Below are 20,060 nucleotides of genomic sequence, written 5' to 3'. Positions count from 1 at the left end.
AAAGTTTTATCGATGAACGCCACCACGACGGCTGCCATTCTTGTGTTTACGTTTATATTTGTCGTCGTCGCCCCAACCCAATTTGGAAGCTGTGCTACCACCGCCACCAGTAGAGATTGCCGGTGCATACGGCTGAAAGAGTATTTCGCCCAATGTGGTCAGACCAATGTGAACGGCATGATTGCCAACCTCAGTGATTTCCTCTGCCGCTTCAAGAATATCATGTATCGCATCAATAGCATCATCGTTGAACAATCCTGCCATATCTGGTGCGGACTCCTTAGCCATTTGTGAGAGCCGAGAGAATCTATCGTCAAAATCGGGGAAGACTTCTTCAATGCGAGAAACCTCAAAACCATTATGGGAATCATACCAGTCTGCTTTTGCGTCCTCGTACATATCACGTGCTTGCTCATGAACGATGGAAACAGGATTACCCAACTTCTCGCAGATGTGTGATAAGGTCAGGCTTTCATCCAGTTGCTTGCCACTGAACGACACATCATGTTTCATGCGTTGCCCCACTTTGTTGTGGTCAATAGAGAAAGATATGCCCTCGACACCTTGCGTTTTAGGATTGTAACGGAAAGAGAAACGCATTCCCAACTTTGATAGTTCTGTTTGAAACTGCTTCCAGTTACTACTTACCGACAAAGACTCCTTGACACCATGAAGCATCAGGTACTTGACAGAATCCATGTTGCGCAGTCTGTTTTCCTTGACCGCTTCCTTGCCTTTTGCGATATATAGCCTATGCCGTAGAGTGAAGTCACGGCAAATTTTCACGCTTCGGTCACGCTCATGCGAATCTTTGGTAACTTTACCTTTGTTGTTTACTCTGTTGACGATGACGTGAACGTGCGGATGCTCACGGTCGTAATGACGGAAGGCAACAAACTGGTTGTCGTCATACCCCATGCTCCTAAGGAAACTTCTTATCGCATGGTCAAGGAATTCATCGGTCAATCGATCGAAGTCATACTTTGAGAAAGACAGGATGATATGGCACACGGGCTTTGTGCAACGACTGCTCATTTGCGACTGCATAACGAAACTATCCGTAATCGTCCTGTTGTCGGATATGTTGACTCCATCACCGAATGAAACCAGCCTTGCATTCTTCCGTGGATCGTTGACGTAGTTGACCACACCGCCAAACGCTGCTCCATGTATAATCTTTGCAATCATAGTAGTTATTCAAATTCAGTTCCGTCCTCATCATCCTCTTTGGCCTTGATGAGCATACGGGCATTGTGTAAAACTTCATTAACACCTCTCACTGCATCCTTGCACTCCTGACAGAAAGGATCGATGCGATGGGATGCCACCCCCTTGGTAATGATGTTGAGATTCGTGCCAAGGTTATTGAGGTCACGGATAACCTTCATGAGTTCGCCAGTCACTCGTTGCCTGACTACGGCTTTCAGTCCAGCTTCACGCAGATATACACTTAGTGGCATATTGGCTTTGGCGGCTTTCGTCTCCAGACGCGTCCGCTGACGAAGGTTGAAACGGACAGGGATAGGACTCCCCATCAGTTTTTCGGCAGAGAGTTTCTTCCTCCCACCAGAGTTGTTGATAACATGTTTCATCATTGTATGGGATTAAGTTTTATGTTCTTTCGGTATGATGTTATATCTCGTAGAGCAAGTTTCTCAATAGGTGGCAGCCTGTGTCGGAATGAGTCCGACTCTGGTTGCCAGCTCACGTAACGGAAGTGTAGTGTGACCGTTTTCGTATAGCGAAAACACAAACTTGCTCCCGAAAGAATGTACTGAAAAACGCGCAAGCGCATCGTTACGGATAAGATGGAAACCTGTAGGAGTTTGTATCTTATCTGTATAAGACATACTCTTAGAAATATAACATTGATATTCATTATTGTAGATAATGTAGAAGATGTATGTAAGTATTATGTGTTATGAACTAAGTCGAACGACATGTAGTCGGAGTATAAACTCACGCCATAGGCAGCTTCAACAGCATCGAAGTCGAGACAGAATGCCTGTACGGGTTTCTCACTCAAGCGAGGTTGGCACTGATAGCACTTGGCAGCAAACTGTCGTGGCCAGTCCTTCACATTCTCCACAGAAGCAAACCTCACACTGTTCACCTTTCCGATATACTCAGGTGAGTTTTCGATATAGTATTTCAGCGTGTTCTCAGGAATGACCTTCTCACGTGTCTTTTGCAAATGAAGTGCATAGAGGGCGAACATACGACTGTTGGTTGGAATCATGAGAATCTTCTTCGCATTGCCGTATTCTCTGTTTACGGTCTGTCGTCTGCCATCCATCTTGACATCAACCTTCAGACTGGTGTATTCGTGGATTCGGTAATCACACAGTCCATAGATCTGATTATCCTGTTTCAGATAGTCGACGGTCTTCCAGAAGATGCTCAACTCATTACTGTGCAGACATTCCTCATTCTGATACTCCACGCCATTAAGCACGGTCTTGAATACCTCGTCGTAGGAGAACGGAAACTTGATTTGGTTTTGTGTAGCCAAATAAGAAGCCAGCACCACCGACCAGTTGTGAAGGATGCGTTCGTCAATACTGAAACATAACGTAATGCCAATGTTCTTAACCGCCTGCTCATAGCAAGCCTTGTAGTTTTGTTCAAACACCGACCTTGCTCGCAATAGTTCCAACACCACATACGATGTTCCTTCATGTTCCCAGTCTTTCAGTAGGCGGAAGTTTTCTTTCTCTTCAACTGTGTGGGTGTCTTTGTGGAATGCCAACACACATTGGCGAGAATACAAAGCAATGTCAACAGTCGGCTTCTCCTGACCACTGACTATAACACCACTGAGCACTTTGGACTGCTCTCGCTTGCGGGTCTCTATATCCAATTTGCTACGTCCTTGACAGTCCCAAAGTCCTTTCAAAAGTTCTATCTTCTCCACATCGATGTCGTTCTTGTATTCGTCAAGGTGCATGATAGCATCCTCGGCTTGTGACAGTACAGTAGCCAGACTTGGCATCGTGGATGTACGAAGATTCGGATGGTCACCATTATAAACAAACACACTTTGCAGCAGTTCTCCGAAAGCAGTCTTGCCAGTTCCTTTGGGACCAAACAAGAACAACGATGGGAACTCACGACGATGACGAATGATGATGTCACGGAACAAACATACCACGATGTAGCAGATTCCAATGATGGCATTGTCGCCATAGACCAATCGCATCTGAGAAGCGAATTGATAGAAACGGACTTTACTTTCAGGCAAATGGATAAACTTCTGTTCAAAAAGAAACTTATCGCTATTGTCCTCGTTCATCTTGGAGAATGCAGGAAGATAGAAAGAACCGAGGGTGTCACCCAGACGGACAATTCCTTCCTCATCAACAGGATGCCACACATCATTGTGAACGATTCCATTGCCAAAAGCGAAGAATCCAACCTTCTGCCATCCAAGAGTGGAAATCTTGCTGATGACCTCCATACTGGAGTAGAGAATGCCACGCAACTTATTGAACTTAGCTGATGTGCCATACCACATAAAGTTTACCTCACGCTCTATACGATTGCGAAACTTCTGTAGGACAGTCATTTCCTCAATGCTGAACTCAATTCGGACTTCATAGCCCATGACATTACGTAAGATAAACACTCGTGATGCAGATGCTCCATCCCGAATTAGGTAGAGTGGTATCATGATGAAGTTGGAAATCTCCTTCTCGCCTTCCTTGCTGTAACCATAGTAGCAATTGTGCCCAACTTTAATTTCTGTCCCTTTGAACAATGCAGCATATTCCTCATCGTTCATTGCTTTATGAACAATAGGAGTAGGCAAAGTTTGTTTGCCCAAGATCTCACGCTTCCACATATCTTCATGCCCATAGGTACTAATCAACTTGTCGGTATAAGACTCCTGAAGGATTTTGTCTGGTATAGCCTTTACAATATCCACTACCTCATGGATGACTTTGGCTTGTTGCGGAACATCGTCACTCGAAGAGCCAATGAGTTTTTCTGCATACCATATCACAAAATCCTGTTTGGGTAACTCGTCCAACTTCTCTTTGGAAGACAGATAAGAGTCTGGATCATTCTTCTTGTCGGTGAGTGGTATTTCCTGAACTGTTACTGTGAAACCCATAGACAAAGCCACCCTGCCAGTGCGTATGGCACTGACGAAACCTGCACCAAATTGATTATCATCCTTCAGAACATCGCTGTCTGGAATGATGTTGAGCTTTGTAGTCAACCGTTTCAGACTGCTCAGTTGAGCTTCTGTCCATGAAGAGCCAAGAGGGGCAATGGTGTTTGGAACACCGATGATTTGCAAACGCATAACATCAGGTGCTCCTTCTACCAAATTCATTTCTCCAAGTTTAGCGGCAGTCATTCGAGCCACATCAATGCCAAAGATGGTATTGCTCTTATCATATATAATAGAGGTAGGAGAATTGATGTACTTAGGGGCGTTAGTTGAATCGCCTATAATACTTGGAACCAGTCTGGCGGTAAAGCCAATGATTCTCTTCTGTCTATCACGTATCGGAATCATGATTCGTCCACGATAAGCATCAAAGACCTCATCATTGTCACTGCGTTTCTTGATAAGTCCGACTTCTAAAAGGAGATTTTTATCAAGACCTTTGCTTTTAGCCCATGTCGTAAATCTATCCCATCTATTACTTGCATAGCCAATACCAAACGTGCGAGTGAAATCTATAGGCCATCGACTGGTAGCATAGGCTAATGCAGTTTGTGATTCTTCTGACTCACAAAACAGATTTTCAGTGAAGTATTTCTGAGCATAGTTGTTGATGATATACATCGACTCACGTTTACGCTGTTCTGCATCCTCATTTGGAGTTACTGGAGTTTGTGGCAATTCAAAGCTGTATTTGTCTGCTACCATTTTTACTGCTTCTTGAAAAGAGATTTTGAGGTGATTCTGTAGAAAGGTGAACACATCGCCAGAGGCACCACAAGCGAAACACTTGTAGATGCCTTTTGCGGAATTGACGGTCAGTGATGGTGTCGTGTCGCTATGGAAGGGGCAGAGTCCGATGTGATTCTGTCCTCTCTTGGTGAGCGATACATAATCACCAATGACTTCGGCGATGTCGGCTTTGCCTTTAATCGCTTCAATGATGTGTGAGTTGATTTGCATACCTATTACAATGGGTAGTTTCTACGTTTCTTGTTGACAAACTCTTCAGCTTCCCGTTGCAAGTCTTCTTCTGACTTATGTTGCTCCTTTGAGAGCCAAGCATCCAGTTCGGACTTGACGAAATAGATACGCTTGCCGATTTTGTGGTAAGGTATCATGTTGTTGGAAGTCCATCCGTAGATGGTCTGAACAGCAGGATGACCAGGTATATATTTCTGCGCCTCGGTCACATCCATGCGCTGATCATCGTTTTTATTATTGTTGCTAACTGATTCCGAAATCTTCCTGTTGATTGCATCGAGTTTTGCCGATAGCCGCTTGTTATCTTCGAGAAGATTAGCCATCAGAAGAGGAATCATGTCGAAAGTGGGTGTGCCACCTGTTGGGTTTTTATAATCTGACATAATCTTGATTTTTAATGTTTGACATGTGACTGCGCGGTCAGTTAATAATTGAATTCGGCGGCAAAATTAATGTGCTTTTCGGCCTTCTACAAGGGACGGAAATCAAGCGGGATTCTTCCGTATGCCGTTCCGTGTTAACAAGTATCAACAAAAATCGAAAAACACCGATAATCAGGGACTTTCGGCAACATCATTTAACAATAGAAATCGAAAATAATTGAGAGGCGGAATGACATACGGAAAGCTTCCGTATGCCATTCCGTGTGAACAGATGTTAAAAAGAAGCGTAAACAGAAAAGCCACCTACACAGTTAGCATAGATGGCTTTTACGTTTTTGGGAGGAGTGTTATTTTAATACGTCATCTTGGAGATTGAGTTTGATGGCATCGGCTGCTTTCTCTTTCTTCTCGTCAACAACCTTTGTGTAGATTTGGGTTGTTCGGACATTGGTGTGCCCCAACATCTTCGATACGGTGTAAATGTCGGTACCCTCAGTTAGTTGGTTCGTGGCAAATGAATGACGGAAGCAGTGGAATGTAATGTGTTTCTTAATGCCCGACGCTTCCACCCATTGCTTGACAGGTCTGTTAATCCAAGATGGGTCTTGCAATCCCTCAAAAACAAGACGGTCGGGGTCTCCTGGTTTTCCACAGATGAGATAAGCCTGTTCAGATATTGGTTTGTATTCAACTCCCTTGGTCTTCTTCTGAGTAAAATTAACTCGGTAGTGGTCGCCCTCTTTTGTCAGTTCCTTCCACGTCATCTTTTTTATATCGCTATGGCGAAGTCCTGTCAATGCACTGAACAAGGCGGCTCTCTTCAATAAAGGATAGTCACATGGTGTGGCTGCGAGAATGTTCAGTTCTTCTATGGTCAGGTGCTCTCGTCTGCTTTCTTCTCCGGGAATACCCTTCACTTTGGCAGCAATATCAATATCAAGGTAACTGTCAATGAATGCTTGATGCAAAGCAGCCTTGAAGATAGAGAAGTATGTGGAAGCAGTATTTTGGGATATGATACCAGATTTGTTTCCACCTTGTGGAGCAGTCAGTATGAACTCCTTGAAACTCTCAATCAGCCGAAGGTCTATTTTTGAGAATGGTAGCGGTTTGCCTTCTGAGTATATTTTCAGAAGTTCATGCACTCTTTCCCAATTAACGATAATGGACTTTGAACTTTTCCTGTGTCGTGTCTCAGTAACCTTGGCAAAATAGTCAATGAAGTTGACCTGACCTTTTGCCCTCTTTTCCACCATAGCCTGGTCTGTTTCTGAGTATAGCTCGGCATTGTCGTACTCATGCTGACGAATGTTACGTACATTATCGGCAAAGATACAAGTCTCACGGTCTGTCTTTGAACGACAGATGATGACCCCGTTTTGGTCACGCTTAGGCTTGAATGTTTGTGCGCCATACTCATCCTTTCGTGCAGGACGAGTCTTGTCCCACATTGGAGTTGTGATGGTGCGGTTAAGATACTCACGCTCACGGCGTGGTTTGTCGTAACCAGGCTTAAAGACAGGATAGGCTTCAAGGTAAAGATACCATTCGTCTCGTACTTCCGATTTGCGGAGTCTGACGGAAACCTTGGTGTGGAGCATTGCTTTCTTCATTCTACATCGGATTTATAGAGGTTATCAATTTCTTCTTTTGGAATATAGACATAGTTACCTATTTGACGTGAGGGTATGGAGTACTTGCGGACATGCGCCCAAACAGTACTGTCGTTGATGCGATACTTCTTGCAAATCTCGCCGACAGTATAGCAGTCTTCTGGTTCAAGGCTGTATAGCTTGGGGACAGGTTTCTTCTTTTCTTCTCTTGCTTCCTGACGTGGGAGGATGTTAGCCTCCAGTTCCGAGCGTTTGATGCGGATAAGATGCTTTCCCATGTTGATAGCAGGAATACGCCCAAGCCGAATAAGTCGATAGAGTGTGCCACGTTCTATATTGAACATGGCGACTGCCTCCTTAACCGAGATGTATTCTCGTATGTCTGGAACTTGGGTCGCTATCTTGTCAAGACGAGCTTCCCTTGCCTCTGCGTCACGACGACGCTTTAGGTCGATTGCACTGCAATGACCTGAGCAAAATTGCGAGTCGAGTTTCTTCACAAGAAACACTTTTCCGCAAACTTTGCATTTCCTTCTGATTTCTAACGCGATACCTGGCATAATTCTCTGTTCTAAATTAGACTTTGTATGTATTCGTATGTATTTGTTCAATAACTTCTACTTTTTTGTTAAGATACAGATATGGTACAAATATGGAATAGGAATCGATAGAAATAGATAACCATCAGCAAACCCCTTAAAACGGCAAATCCGTGTAACTCGTTGAGCTACACGGATTTGGTTTCCGATAATTTTGGATTGTTATTTCACATCATTTGACCTCCTCGAAGTCAGCGTCCTGAATGTTATCATCATCCTTCTTCTGACTCTGCTGACCGGCGTTAGCCTGCTGACCGGCACCAGCCTGAGGACCAGCCTGCTGACCTGCGGCACCCTGATACATCTGCTGAGAAGCAGCCTGCATGACAGTGTTGAGGTTGTTGATAGCGGTGTCGATGGCACTGACATCACCACTCTTGTGAGCCTCCTTCAGCTTGTTGAGAGCGTCCTCGATACCCGGCTTCTTGTCAGCGGGGATCTTGTCACCGTTATCCTTCAGGAAGTTCTCGGTGGTGAAGATCATAGAGTCAGCCTGATTGAGCTTGTCGACACGCTCGCGCTCCTTCTTATCGTTCTCGGCGTTCTGCTCGGCCTCAGCCTTCATACGCTTGATCTCCTCGTCACTCAGACCACTGGAAGCCTCGATGCGGATGCTCTGCTCCTTGCCCGTAGCCTTATCCTTGGCACTGACATTGAGGATACCGTTGGCATCGATATCGAAGGTTACCTCGATCTGCGGTATACCACGGCGAGCGGGAGCGATACCGGTGAGGTTGAACTGGCCAATGGACTTGTTCTGAGCAGCCATCGGGCGCTCACCCTGCAGTACGTGAATCGTTACCTCCGTCTGGTTATCAGCAGCGGTAGAGAAGATCTGACTCTTCTTGCAAGGAATTGTCGTGTTGGCGTCGATGAGCTTTGTCATCACACCACCCATGGTCTCGATACCGAGAGTCAGCGGCGTGACATCAAGCAGGACGATATCGCCGACACCAGCTTCCTTGTTCAGCACGGCACCCTGGATAGCAGCACCGACAGCGACGACCTCATCGGGGTTAACGCCCTTAGAAGGCTCCTTACCGAAGTAGTTCTTCACGAGTGTCTGAACGGCGGGGATACGAGAGCTACCACCTACGAGGATGACCTCATCGATATCACTCGTCTGCAGCTTAGCGTCGCGCATAGCATTCTGGCACGGCACGAGGCAAGCCTGGATCAGGTTGTGAGCGAGCTGCTCGAACTGAGCACGCGTCAAGGTCTTTACCAAGTGCTTCGGCGTGCCACCGACAGCGGTGATATACGGAAGGTTGATCTCTGTTGTTGTAGAAGAAGACAGCTCAATCTTAGCCTTCTCGGCAGCCTCCTTCAAGCGCTGCATAGCCATCGGATCGGTAGAGAGGTCGATGCCATTCTCTTCCTTGAATCCCTTGACGAGCCAGTCGATAATGACCTGATCGAAATCATCACCACCCAAATGCGTATCACCGTTGGTAGCGAGCACTTCGAAGACACCGCCACCGAAGTTCAGGATAGAGATATCGAACGTACCACCACCGAGGTCGAATACGGCGATGTTCATATCCTTGTTGGCCTTATCAACGCCATAAGCGAGGGCGGCAGCCGTCGGCTCGTTGACGATACGACGGACATTCAGTCCGGCGATAGTACCAGCCTCCTTCGTAGCCTGACGCTGAGAGTCGGAGAAGTAAGCCGGGACGGTGATGACAGCGTCCTTCACTTCCTGACCGAGGTAATCCTCAGCAGTCTTCTTCATCTTCTGCAGGATCATGGCGCTGATCTCCTGCGGCGTATACTTACGGTCGTTGATCTGCACGCGCGGATAACCACCTTCGTCGACAACCGTGTAAGGCACGCGGTCAATCTCCTTCTTGCACTGCTCATAGGTCTCACCCATGAAACGCTTGATGGAGTATACCGTGTTCTTCGGGTTCGTGATAGCCTGACGCTTTGCCGGATCACCGATCTTGCGCTCGCCGCCTTCTACAAAGCCGACGACGGACGGTGTCGTACGCTTGCCTTCGCTGTTGGCGATGACAACAGGCTCATTACCTTCAAATACAGCCACACAGCTGTTTGTTGTTCCTAAGTCGATTCCAATAATCTTTCCCATAGTTGTATATTTTTTTATTTTTTATTATTCGTTTGGTTCAGCCGTCATCACTGTTTTCGGTGACGGTGTCCCGGGATTTTCCCGCGACACTGACATTTTTGCAAACGATATGCCACAGAAAACGAGTATGACATAATGGCAGAAACGAAAAAGGGCGGCCGTCGTGGCCGCCCTATATAGAATAAGGTGTAAATTATTCCTGTGCCTTCTTTTCCTCGATAGCTTTCTTGATGAGGCCTTCGAGCTCCTCGGCCAACTCGGGGTTGTCCTGCAGGAGTTTCTTTGTGGCGTCACGTCCCTGTCCGAGCTTGCTGCCGTTGTAGCTGAACCAGCTGCCGCTCTTCTGGATGATGTTGTACTCCACGCCGAGGTCGACGATCTCACCGGTCTTGCTGATGCCATCACCATAGATGATGTCGAACTCACACTTACGGAACGGAGGCGCTACCTTGTTCTTCACGACCTTCACCTTCGTGAGACGGCCGAGGACCTCGTCGCCATTCTTGATCGGCGTGCTGGGCCGGATGTCGATACGAACGCTGGCGTAGAACTTCAGGGCGTTACCACCCGTCGTCGTCTCCGGATTGCCGAACATCACGCCGATCTTCTCACGCAACTGGTTGATGAAGATACAAGTGGTATTGGTCTTGGAGATTGTAGCGGTCATCTTACGCAGTGCCTGACTCATGAGTCGCGCCTGCAGACCGACCTTGTTGTCGCCCATCGTACCTTCGATCTCCGCCTTCGGCGTGAGGGCGGCGACGGAGTCGATGACGACGATATCGACGGCTGATGAGCTGATGAGCTGGTCAGCGATCTGCAGTGCCTGTTCACCGCTGTCGGGCTGTGAGATCCAGAGGTTGTCGACATCCACGCCGAGGTGTGCGGCATAGGTGGGATCGAACGCATGCTCAGCGTCGATGAAGGCGGCGATGCCGCCGAGCTTCTGTGCCTCAGCGATGGCATGGATTGCCAGCGTTGTCTTACCGGAAGATTCCGGGCCGTAGATCTCGATGATACGTCCGCGGGGATATCCGCCGACGCCGAGGGCTACATCGAGGCCGAGGGAGCCTGTCGGGATGACATCGATATGATCGTGCGGCTGTTCGCCGAGTTTCATGATCGATCCCTTGCCGAAATCTTTCTCTATCTTACTCATGGCCGCCTGCAGTGCTTTGAGCTTGGCGGCCTTTACGTCTTGGTTGTTTTCTTCTGCCATAAATTAAAGCCTCACCCCCGCCCCTCTCCAAAGGAGAGGGGAGTGATTAGTCTTGTTGCTGTCTTTTTCCTTTGGGTGAGGATGAATGAGGAAAAAGCCAATTAATAAATATTGTGGATGTGTGGCCGCAATAGAGCGGTCACCTACTGCCTTTCTGTAAGCCCCTCCCTTTTCGGGGAGGGGTTGGGGAGAGGCTTTATAATTCTAAATCACCGTCGAATACCTCGTGCCAGGGAAGGCCCTGCTTGTTGAGCTGCTCGAGGAACGGATCGGGATCGAAGTCCTCAACGTTCCAAACGCCCGGTTTCTTCCACAGACCTTTGAAGAACATCATGGCGCCGCACATGGCCGGCACACCGGTGGTGTAGCTGACGCCCTGCATGCCCGTCTCGTTGTAGGCATCCTGGTGCTTGCAGTTGTTATATATATAATAGGTGTGTTCCTTGCCGTCTTTAACGCCACGGATACGGCAGCCGATAGATGTCTCACCGTCGTAGTTGCTGCCAAGATCCTGCGGATTCGGCAGGACGGCCTTGAGGAACTGCAGAGGCACGATGTTCACCTTTACCGTCTTCTCCGGGTCGTCGGCCAACGGAGCCTCGTAGACGATCGGGTCGATACGGCTCATGCCGAGGTTCTGGATACAGTCGAGATACGTGAGATACTGTTTACCGAACGTCATCCAGAAGCGTGCGCGCTTGATCGTAGGATAGTTCTTTACCAGACTCTCCAGTTCCTCGTGGTGCATGAGGTAAGAGTCGCGCTTGCCGATATTCGGGTACGTAAGATCCTTGTGTACAGCCAGCGGTTCTGTCTCAATCCACTGTCCGTTCTCATAGTAGAGACCTTTCTGCGTGATCTCGCGGATATTGATTTCCGGATTGAAGTTCGTAGCGAAGGCATGGTGGTGGTTACCGGCGTTACAGTCGACGATATCGAGGTCGTGGATCTCGTCGAAATAATGCTTGGCAGCATAAGCCGTGTAAGCCTGTGACACGCCCGGGTCAAAGCCGCAGCCGAGGATAGCCGTCAGGCCGGCCTGTTTGAAGCGGTCCATGTAGGCCCACTGCCAGGAGTATTCGAAGTGGGCCTCATCTTTCGGCTCGTAGTTGGCGGTGTCGAGATAGTTGCAGCCGCAAGCCAGACAGGCGTCCATGATGGAAAGGTCCTGATAGGGCAGGGCGAGGTTGATGACGAGGTCCGGCTTATAGCTGTTGAACAGTTCCGTGAGCTGCTCAACGCTGTCAGCGTCTACCTCAGCGGTCTCGATGGGCATGGTGTAGCCCTTGGCGTGGATAGCGTCGACGAGGCGCACGCATTTCTCCCGGTGATGGGAGGCGATCATAAACTCATTGAACACGTCAGTGTTCTGTGCGATCTTAAAGGCGGCGACAGTGGCCACGCCACCGGCACCAATCATTAATACTCTGCTCATATTCTTTTTGTTTATAGTTTTTTATAAGCGGGATAGGCACTATAGGCATAATAGGCACTATAGGCCTGATGGCGCGCGAAGACGACAGGACTTTAGCCTTTGATCTCGTCGGCGCGGATGCCGAGGGCATTCATGATGCTGTAGCCGAGGATTTCCTGGCGGAAGTTGCCGCCGGGGAGGGGCTGCATGGCGAAGAGCGTGATATGTTTCTCGTCGTCGACATCACGGAGGGCCTCGCGGAGCTGGTCGTAGAGATCACTCGTCTCACTGTCGGGTATGACCATCACGCGGCGTACCTCCTCGTGACTGCAGACGGTCTTGACGAGGTTCAGGATATAGTCGTCCTTCGTTACGAGTTGATTGGGGGCATAGGCGTTGACGATGAACTCGCCGAGCTTGTCATCGTTGAAGGCCTTGCCGTTGAGCTCGTTGTCGTAGTCAGCGGGGCGAAAGTTTTCGAGAGCGTGCTTCTTGGGGTTATGGATGATGACGAGCTGTGTCTCATGTTTCTTCCCGGGCCGTAGTCCGCCGTCGAGGGCGATGTCCACGGCCCACCGGCTGAGGTCGGCGGGCGGGATGCGTCTGCCGATCATGCGCTCAAACTGTACGCTAAGGGCGAAGGCAACGCGGTCGATATAATCGCCGTCAGCGATGATGATGTTCTCGCTGAGTCGGATATTCTCGCTGGGATGGATAGCTGTTTGATTCATACGTGCAAAGATACTGCTTTTTTGTCACACTTGGAAATATAGCCGATGAATTTTTTATCACAAAAGTTACGGATGAGGGACGAAACGATGATGTTTTATATTTTATTTTGATAATTAATGTTTCTTATCCATTTTTGGTTTAATCTTTGCGAGAAGGTTTTCGTCTAAAAGGAAAATAAAAATTATCCGACCTATCGGTCGGCGGGCCGCCACAAGGGCCGGCCCCTGCAAGAGGATATTTGAATCAAACAATATAAGTTTTATTTATCAGATCGATTATGAAAAGAATTTTGATGATGATGCTGGCAGCCGTCATGGTGATGGGTGCCAATGCGCAGACGGTTAAGTCTGCAGCCACCGCTGCCGCTAAGGCTGCCGGTGCCGCCGCTGTATCGAGTGCAAAGACTTCGGCTGCTACAGCCGCCACGAAGGCAGCTGCGAAGAACGCCACGAAGATTGCGAAGGCTCAGAAGACCTATAAGAAGGCCAAGAAGGCTTACAATACTGCCAAGACGGTCAGCAAGTATGCCAAGAGCACGTCTTCTTCCGCAACGACGAAGGCTGCCAAGGCCGCTGCCAAGAGCGCTGCCAAGAAGGCTGCTGTCAATGCAGCAACCAACGCTATCAACAAGCTGTAAGCTAATAATTCCTTGCGTGGCCGCAACATGGCGGCCACCTACTTATCCTGGTATCCTTTTTATTGATGTTCGCGGTGGATGACCGTACCGTTAGCCTGATGGGTAGCGAGGACAAGAACCTCCGCAATTTGTACATGTTCCGGCGCGCTGGCTGCATAGAACACGACGTCGGCGATATCATCGCCCGTAAGCGGCTGGATACCCTCATAGACCTTGTCGGCGCGTTTGTCGTCACCATGGAAGCGAACATTGGAGAAGTTCGTCTCCACGAGTCCCGGTTTGATATTCGTTACGCGCAGCCGTGTGTCGGCAACGTCGATACGCAGACCGTCGGTGATGGCTTTCACGGCCGACTTTGTAGCGCAGTAGACATTACCGCCAGCATAGGCGGCATCACCGGCGACACTACCTATATTAATAATGTGTCCATGATTACGACGGACCATATCGGGCACGATGAGGCGCGTCATCGTCAACAGCCCTTTGATATTCGTGTCGATCATTTGGTCCCAGTCGTCGAAGTCGCCTTGATATTCCGGTTCCAGTCCGCGAGCCAGTCCGGCATTATTGATGAGCACGTCGATGTCCCGCCATTCCTCGGGAATGGAGGCCACGGTCGCCTCTGCCGCTTTGCGGTCTCTGACATCGAAGGCGAGGGGCAGTACGGCCGTACCGCCGTTTTCCAACTCCTTCTGCAGGCTTTGCAGTTTCTCCCGCTTCCGTCCGGTAATGATCACGTTGTAGCCGCCTTCGGCGAAGCGCCGGGCGCAGCCTTCACCGATGCCACTTGTAGCGCCGGTGATGAGTACGATTTTCTTCTTCATCATAGAAAGGTTTCTATTTAGCTGTTGCAAATTTACGAAAAAGTTCTTGGAGGGAAAAGAAAAACGGAGAAATATCGAGGGAAGTGTGGCTCCTTGCGGCTACAACGGCGCTTCCTTGCGGTTACAACGGCGCTTTCTTGTGCTTACAGATGCGCTTCCTTGCGCTTGCAAAGCGCAAGCACACAACGGCAGGCCCTACAAGACGGGAGATGAGCGGAACAGGATGGAGCATGTCTGTACGAGTGGATTTCAATTATGTGGTTATTTGTGCGAAAATATTTCAATTGTAAAATTATTTGGTGAATATTGAAAATAATTGATTAAATATTTCGGTGTTTTTTAAAATGTCCGTAACTTTGCCAACGGAAAAAGATAGTCATCATTAAACTACTTATGAAGGTGTACTTCGGGATGAAGTCGATAGAAGGAGGACGTATTTAATAAGAGAGAACGAATAAACTAGAGAGAACGTATGAAGAAAAGGTATCAACTTCTTTTGGCTTGTCTCCTGACGTCCTCGCTGTCGGTATCAGCGCAGAACAATGAAGTGACAGGCGTGGTGACCGCCGAGGATGACGGTCAGCCCATTACCGGTGCTTCTATCCGTATTGAAGGAACGAAGACGGGAACCGTCACGGACATTGACGGTAAATTTAAACTGTCGGATCTCCCGGCATCAGCCCACACCCTTATTGTCAATTACCTGGGCATGCGTGAGCAGCGCGTGACCATCAAGCCGGACATGAAGATCGTGTTGTCGTCCGACTCAAAGAACCTCGACGATGTCATCGTCGTGGCCTTCGGTAAGCAGAAACGCGAGAGTTTCACGGGTTCCGCCGGCGTGCTGAAGAGCGGCGACATCGCCAAGCGTCAGGTCAGTGACCCTATTGAAGCGCTGAACGGCCAGGTCGCCGGTGTACAGATGGTGGAGAGCAACGATCCCGCCTCCTCCAACCCTACCATCTTGATCCGTGGTATTGGTTCCATCAATGCCAGTACGTCCCCGTTGATCATCGTCGACGGACTGCCTTACAATGGTTATTACAGTGATATCAACCCGCAGGATGTCGAGAGTATCAGCGTGCTGAAGGATGCCGCGAGCAATGCCCTCTACGGCGCCCGTGGTGCCAACGGCGTGATCATGATCACCACGAAGCATGCGCAGAAAGGCAAGGCCATCATCACCGTTGATGCCAAATGGGGCGGCAACAGTGACGGCTATGTCGACTATGACTATATCAAGGACCCCCGCGAATATTACGAGCTCTATTATAAAGGACTCTACAACTATTATACGAACAGCAAGGGACAGAATGCCTACCAGGCCTGGCAGAGTGCCAACAATACTATCGGTGCCAGTCGTGCCGAGGGCGGTCTCGGCTTCTCCGTCTTCTCCGTTCCCAGTGGCCAGGCGCTGATCGGTCAGAATGGCAAGATGAACCCTAACGCCACACTCGGCAATATCGTGACCAACAACGGCACGTCCTATATGCTCTATCCCGACAACTGGAAAGACCTGGCTTACCGTACGGGACTGCGTCAGGAATATAATGTCAGTGTCAACGGCGGTACCGACCAGTTCTCTTTCTATGGCAGTGGCAGTTACCTGAGCAATGAAGGCGTCAACTACGGTGCGGGATACAAGCGCTACAGTGGTATGATGAAAGCCGACTATCAGGCCCGTCCGTGGCTGAAGATGGGCGTCAACACCCGTTTCATCCATACCAATTCCGACAGCAACTACAGCACGTATGCCGGCGTGCTGAAGATGCCGAATATCTATCCCGCCTTTGTCCGTGATGCCAATGGCAATATCCTCACCGATGATAACGGAAAGGTCTACGACTATGGCGACGGCACCTATACCGGGCTTGTACGTCCTGTCTCCCAAGGTGAGAACTTCCTTCAGGAAGACCGTCTGACGACCGCCAACAACATCAGCAACGCGTTCAACTTCGCCGCATACAGTGATATCTCCTTCCTCCGTGACTTCAAGCTCACGCTGAATGTCAATGTCTACGACACGGAGAACCGCGCCGTCTCCTCCTATCCTTCCGAATATGGTGAGCTCGGCCAGTCCACCGGCGGTTATGCTGATGCCGATCATTACCGTACCTATTCTTTCAATACCCAGCAGTTGCTCTACTGGAACAAGCAGTTGGGCAAGAATTCTCTCTTCCTCATGCTCGGTCATGAGTATACTCTGCAGGACGGTACGACGACGAGCGTGTCGCGTAACCATGTCCTCGACTATAGTGCCGACAAGGAACCCGCCGGAGCGCTGACGCTCGTCAACGGAACCGGTTACAGTACCCGTTACAACGTAGAGGGTTATATGTTCCAGGCCCAGTATGACTATGACAGCCGTTATTATGGCTCCTTCTCTTTCCGCCGTGACGGTTCCTCGCGTTTCGCCGAGAATCATCGCTGGGGTAACTTCTGGTCACTTGGTGGCGCATGGATCATCAGTAAGGAAGCATGGTTCCCGAAGAACAACTGGATTGATGAGTTGAAGCTTAAGGCCAGCTATGGTGAGCAGGGTAACGATGGTATCGACGACTTCCTCTATACCGATTATTACTCTATCGCGAGTGTTGACGGTAATGGCGCCATTGATTTCAAGCGAAAGGGTAGTGAGGATATCACGTGGGAGAAGAACGGCAACTTCAACACCGGTGTGGAGTTCCAGCTCTTCCATCATCGTCTGACGGGCAGCGTGGAATACTATCACCGTAAGACGAGTGATATGCTGCTTTATTTTACCACGCCGGTATCTCTCGGTTATACAGGTTATTACGACAATATCGGCGATATGGTCAACAAGGGCGTTGAGATTGCCCTTGCCGGTGATATCATCCGCACGAAGAACATTGACTGGAACGTCAACTTCAACCTCTCGCACAATGTCAACCGCGTGACTTACCTGCCTGACGAGAACAAGACCGTCAGCGTCGACGGACACGCCGGTTATACCGATCTCTCCGACTTCTGGTTCGTTGGTGAGGGCCTGCCTCTGCATACGTGGTATATGCCGAAGTATGCCGGTCCCGACAGTGAGGGCCGTTCCACCTGGTATGTCCGTAATGCCGACGGTACGGAGACGACGACAACATCCTATTCGCAGGCCTCCTATTATAACTGCGGCGATGCCAACCCGAAAGTCTATGGCGGTTTCGGTACGTCGCTGACGGCTTACGGCTTCGACCTCACGGCCAGCTTCATCTATTCCATCGGCGGTAAGGCCCTCGACAGTGGTTATGCCACGCTGATGTCCTCACCCTATGCCGCCGCCGAGCGTCATAACCTCCATAAAGATCTGTGGAACGCATGGTCGGAGGACAACACCACGAGTGATATCCCCCGTTTCCAGTATGGCGATACCTCCAATGGTTACACTTCCAGCCGCTTCCTGACGAATGCCAGTTATCTGACGTTCAAGAATATCAGTCTCGGCTACACGTTGCCGCGAGACTGGATCAAGAACCTCGGCCTCACCAGCGTACGTATCTACTGTACCTGTGATAATGTCTACTACTGGACCAAGCGTAAGGGCTTCGATCCACGTACGAGCCTCTCCGGACAGACGAGTACGGAAGATTTCCATCCTGTCCGCACCATCTCCGGTGGTATCACTGTGAAATTCTAAAAGAAGATTGTTATGAAAAGAAATATCAAATATATATTTGCGGCAGTGGGCTGCAGTCTGCTGCTGACGAGTTGTCTCGATACGGTGACTCCCACCGAGGGACTGACGCAGAGTCAGGTGGAGTCGTCGAAGAGTGGTATTGAGGGATTGAACAATGCCATTGCCAAGCAGATGATCAAGCTCGGCTATTCCGATATCAGTTGCGGCTATGCCGGCATTTCCCTGGCCACCGATGTCATTGTCGGTCAGGTACCTATCGCCACGCCGTCGTGGGATTATTACATGTATGTCTCCGAGGGCTATGTAGGCGGCAACTACGCCTATTCCTATGACTTCTGGAAATACCATTACGACATCATCAAGCGTGCGAATCTCCTGCTCACGGCTGTCGGCACCGATACCACAGCTTATGCCGGATATATGGGCAACGCCCTGGCCTACCGCGCCTTCGCTTATATGAATGCCGCCCGCCTCTTCGAATATAAGGCTACGGGATCGACGACCCTCGACAGTTACGCCACGAAGAACGGCCTCTACGGTCTCACCGTACCGATTATCACGCAGAACACGACGGAGAAGGAGAGCCAGAACAATCCCCGTGTGCCCTTCTATGTCATGGACCGCTTTATCCTCACCGACCTCAACCGTGCCGAGCGCTTCCTCAACGGCTATGCCCGGGATAATGAGACCGATGCCAACGAGGCCGTCGTCTATGGCTTGAAGGCCCGTTTCTGGCTTGAGCTCGGCAGTCGTTTCGACTATAACAGTTCAGACCTGAAGAAGCAACTCGCCCATGAGGACGACGACTCGCTGAAGACCTATGATAAACTCGGTATCACCACGGCGACACAGTGTTTCGCCAATGCGGCTAAGTATGCCCGTATGGCTATCAACCAAGGCTATACGCCGATGTCGAAGACCGACTGGTACAACGAGATCACCGGTTTCAACACCGTCAACAAGTCATGGATGTGGGCCATGAAGATAGGCACCGATGATATCGATGATGACGACTGGGCCTGGAAGAGTTTCGTGTCTTACATGTCGAGTGAGACGGAGTTCGGTATCGCCGGTATGCAGAGTGATGAGGCCTACCGTGAGATTGACCGCTCCCTGTATGAGAAGATCGATCCCTCCGACTGGCGCCGTTATACGTGGGTGGCTCCCGGGGATGCCGGACAGGCTGACAGCGTAGGCCATTACAGCACGCTGCTCACCGCTTCCAACTTCGCCAATCTCCCCGCTTATGCCGGACTGAAATATAAGCCCGCCGGTGGCAATATGACCGACTATAAGTCAGGCAGTGCCGTGTCCATCCCGTTGATGCGTGTGGAAGAGATGTATTTCATTGAGGCAGAGGCTACGGCATTCACCGAAGGACTGAAGGCCGGACAGAAACTCCTGGAGAATTTCATGAATACCTATCGCTGTACGACAACCGCCGCCAATCCCACACCTTACAAGTGTACGTCTACCAGTGTATGGGATTTCGAGGATGAGGTGATCCGAGAGAAAGAGATTGAGTTCTGGGGCGAGGGTGTCGTCTATTATGATCTCAAGCGCCTGCGCAAAGGCTTCAGTACGGAGTATGACGGTTCCAACACCTATACTTATTATCAGCAGAGCGTGGCCAACGGCTATGTTGCTCCGGCGATGAATATCTGTATTCCGAATTATGAGGTACAGAACAACAAAGGTATTGTCAACAACCCTGACCCGCAGGGAGAATAACGGTCAGAGAGA

General features: G+C 49.6%; 14 protein-coding genes. 3 read left to right on the top strand and 11 right to left on the bottom strand.

The genetic code is table 11. From position 1 onward, the window contains the following. Nucleotides 1–6 precede the first annotated feature (6 nt). The 10 genes from G604_RS0106025 to G604_RS0105980 all read right to left on the bottom strand — a co-directional run bounded on the left by G604_RS0106025 (nucleotide 7) and on the right by G604_RS0105980 (nucleotide 13,209). Nucleotides 7–1,188 carry a relaxase/mobilization nuclease domain-containing protein gene (locus G604_RS0106025; RefSeq protein WP_028909785.1) on the bottom strand — a complete coding sequence of 394 codons (1,182 nt, stop codon included), beginning with the start codon at nucleotides 1,186–1,188 and terminating at the stop codon, nucleotides 7–9. A 5-nt stretch (nucleotides 1,189–1,193) separates the two neighbouring features. Continuing rightward, complete coding sequence (locus tag G604_RS0106020) at nucleotides 1,194–1,595, bottom strand: plasmid mobilization protein (RefSeq protein WP_028909784.1); 402 nt, start codon at nucleotides 1,593–1,595, stop codon at nucleotides 1,194–1,196. A 317-nt stretch (nucleotides 1,596–1,912) separates the two neighbouring features. After that, complete coding sequence (dnaG, locus tag G604_RS13680; protein ID WP_036904729.1) at nucleotides 1,913–5,137, bottom strand: DNA primase; 3,225 nt, start codon at nucleotides 5,135–5,137, stop codon at nucleotides 1,913–1,915. A 5-nt stretch (nucleotides 5,138–5,142) separates the two neighbouring features. Next, a complete protein-coding gene (locus tag G604_RS0106010; RefSeq protein WP_028909783.1) occupies nucleotides 5,143–5,541 on the bottom strand; it encodes a helix-turn-helix domain-containing protein in 399 nt (132 codons plus the stop codon). A gap of 347 nt (nucleotides 5,542–5,888) precedes the next feature. Continuing rightward, a complete protein-coding gene (locus tag G604_RS0106005; RefSeq protein ID WP_028909782.1) occupies nucleotides 5,889–7,154 on the bottom strand; it encodes a site-specific integrase in 1,266 nt (421 codons plus the stop codon). Next, a complete protein-coding gene (locus G604_RS0106000) occupies nucleotides 7,151–7,714 on the bottom strand; it encodes a helix-turn-helix domain-containing protein (RefSeq protein WP_028909781.1) in 564 nt (187 codons plus the stop codon). Before G604_RS0106000 ends, G604_RS0106005 begins: the two co-directional genes overlap by 4 nt. Nucleotides 7,715–7,925: 211 nt before the next feature. Continuing rightward, nucleotides 7,926–9,845, bottom strand: coding sequence for a molecular chaperone DnaK (gene dnaK / locus G604_RS0105995; RefSeq protein WP_028909780.1), 1,920 nt, complete (start codon nucleotides 9,843–9,845; stop codon nucleotides 7,926–7,928). A gap of 193 nt (nucleotides 9,846–10,038) precedes the next feature. Continuing rightward, nucleotides 10,039–11,064 (bottom strand): recombinase RecA, encoded by a 1,026-nt coding sequence (recA, locus tag G604_RS0105990; protein ID WP_028909779.1) that lies wholly within the window; start codon nucleotides 11,062–11,064, stop codon nucleotides 10,039–10,041. A 196-nt stretch (nucleotides 11,065–11,260) separates the two neighbouring features. After that, nucleotides 11,261–12,499: a saccharopine dehydrogenase family protein gene (locus G604_RS0105985; protein WP_028909778.1), complete on the bottom strand. Its 1,239-nt coding sequence runs from the start codon at nucleotides 12,497–12,499 to the stop codon at nucleotides 11,261–11,263. Nucleotides 12,500–12,591: 92 nt separating this feature from the next. Beyond that, complete coding sequence (locus G604_RS0105980) at nucleotides 12,592–13,209, bottom strand: DUF6621 family protein (RefSeq protein ID WP_028909777.1); 618 nt, start codon at nucleotides 13,207–13,209, stop codon at nucleotides 12,592–12,594. Nucleotides 13,210–13,487: 278 nt separating this feature from the next. Here G604_RS0105980 and G604_RS13675 point away from each other — a divergent pair, with 278 nt between their 5' ends. Next, complete coding sequence (locus G604_RS13675; protein WP_155941867.1) at nucleotides 13,488–13,847, top strand: hypothetical protein; 360 nt, start codon at nucleotides 13,488–13,490, stop codon at nucleotides 13,845–13,847. 59 nt (nucleotides 13,848–13,906) lie between these two features. Here the strand turns inward: G604_RS13675 and G604_RS0105965 are convergent, their stop codons facing one another. Beyond that, nucleotides 13,907–14,671, bottom strand: coding sequence for an SDR family oxidoreductase (locus G604_RS0105965; protein WP_028909775.1), 765 nt, complete (start codon nucleotides 14,669–14,671; stop codon nucleotides 13,907–13,909). A 472-nt stretch (nucleotides 14,672–15,143) separates the two neighbouring features. On the opposite strand from G604_RS0105965, the gene G604_RS0105960 reads away from it, so the two are divergent. Both G604_RS0105960 and G604_RS0105955 read left to right on the top strand, forming a co-directional pair. After that, entirely contained in the window at nucleotides 15,144–18,317 is a 3,174-nt protein-coding gene (locus G604_RS0105960; protein WP_028909774.1) for a SusC/RagA family TonB-linked outer membrane protein, read from the top strand. Between the two features lie 12 nt (nucleotides 18,318–18,329). Beyond that, nucleotides 18,330–20,048, top strand: a complete 1,719-nt coding sequence (locus G604_RS0105955; protein WP_028909773.1) for a RagB/SusD family nutrient uptake outer membrane protein — start codon at nucleotides 18,330–18,332, stop codon at nucleotides 20,046–20,048. Nucleotides 20,049–20,060: the final 12 nt, after the last annotated feature.

The organism is Prevotella sp. AGR2160 (assembly GCF_000424185.1).
Classification (GTDB): domain Bacteria; phylum Bacteroidota; class Bacteroidia; order Bacteroidales; family Bacteroidaceae; genus Prevotella.
The sequence above is the reverse complement of the archived record's forward strand: the minus strand, read 5'-3'. Positions and strand labels throughout refer to the sequence as shown.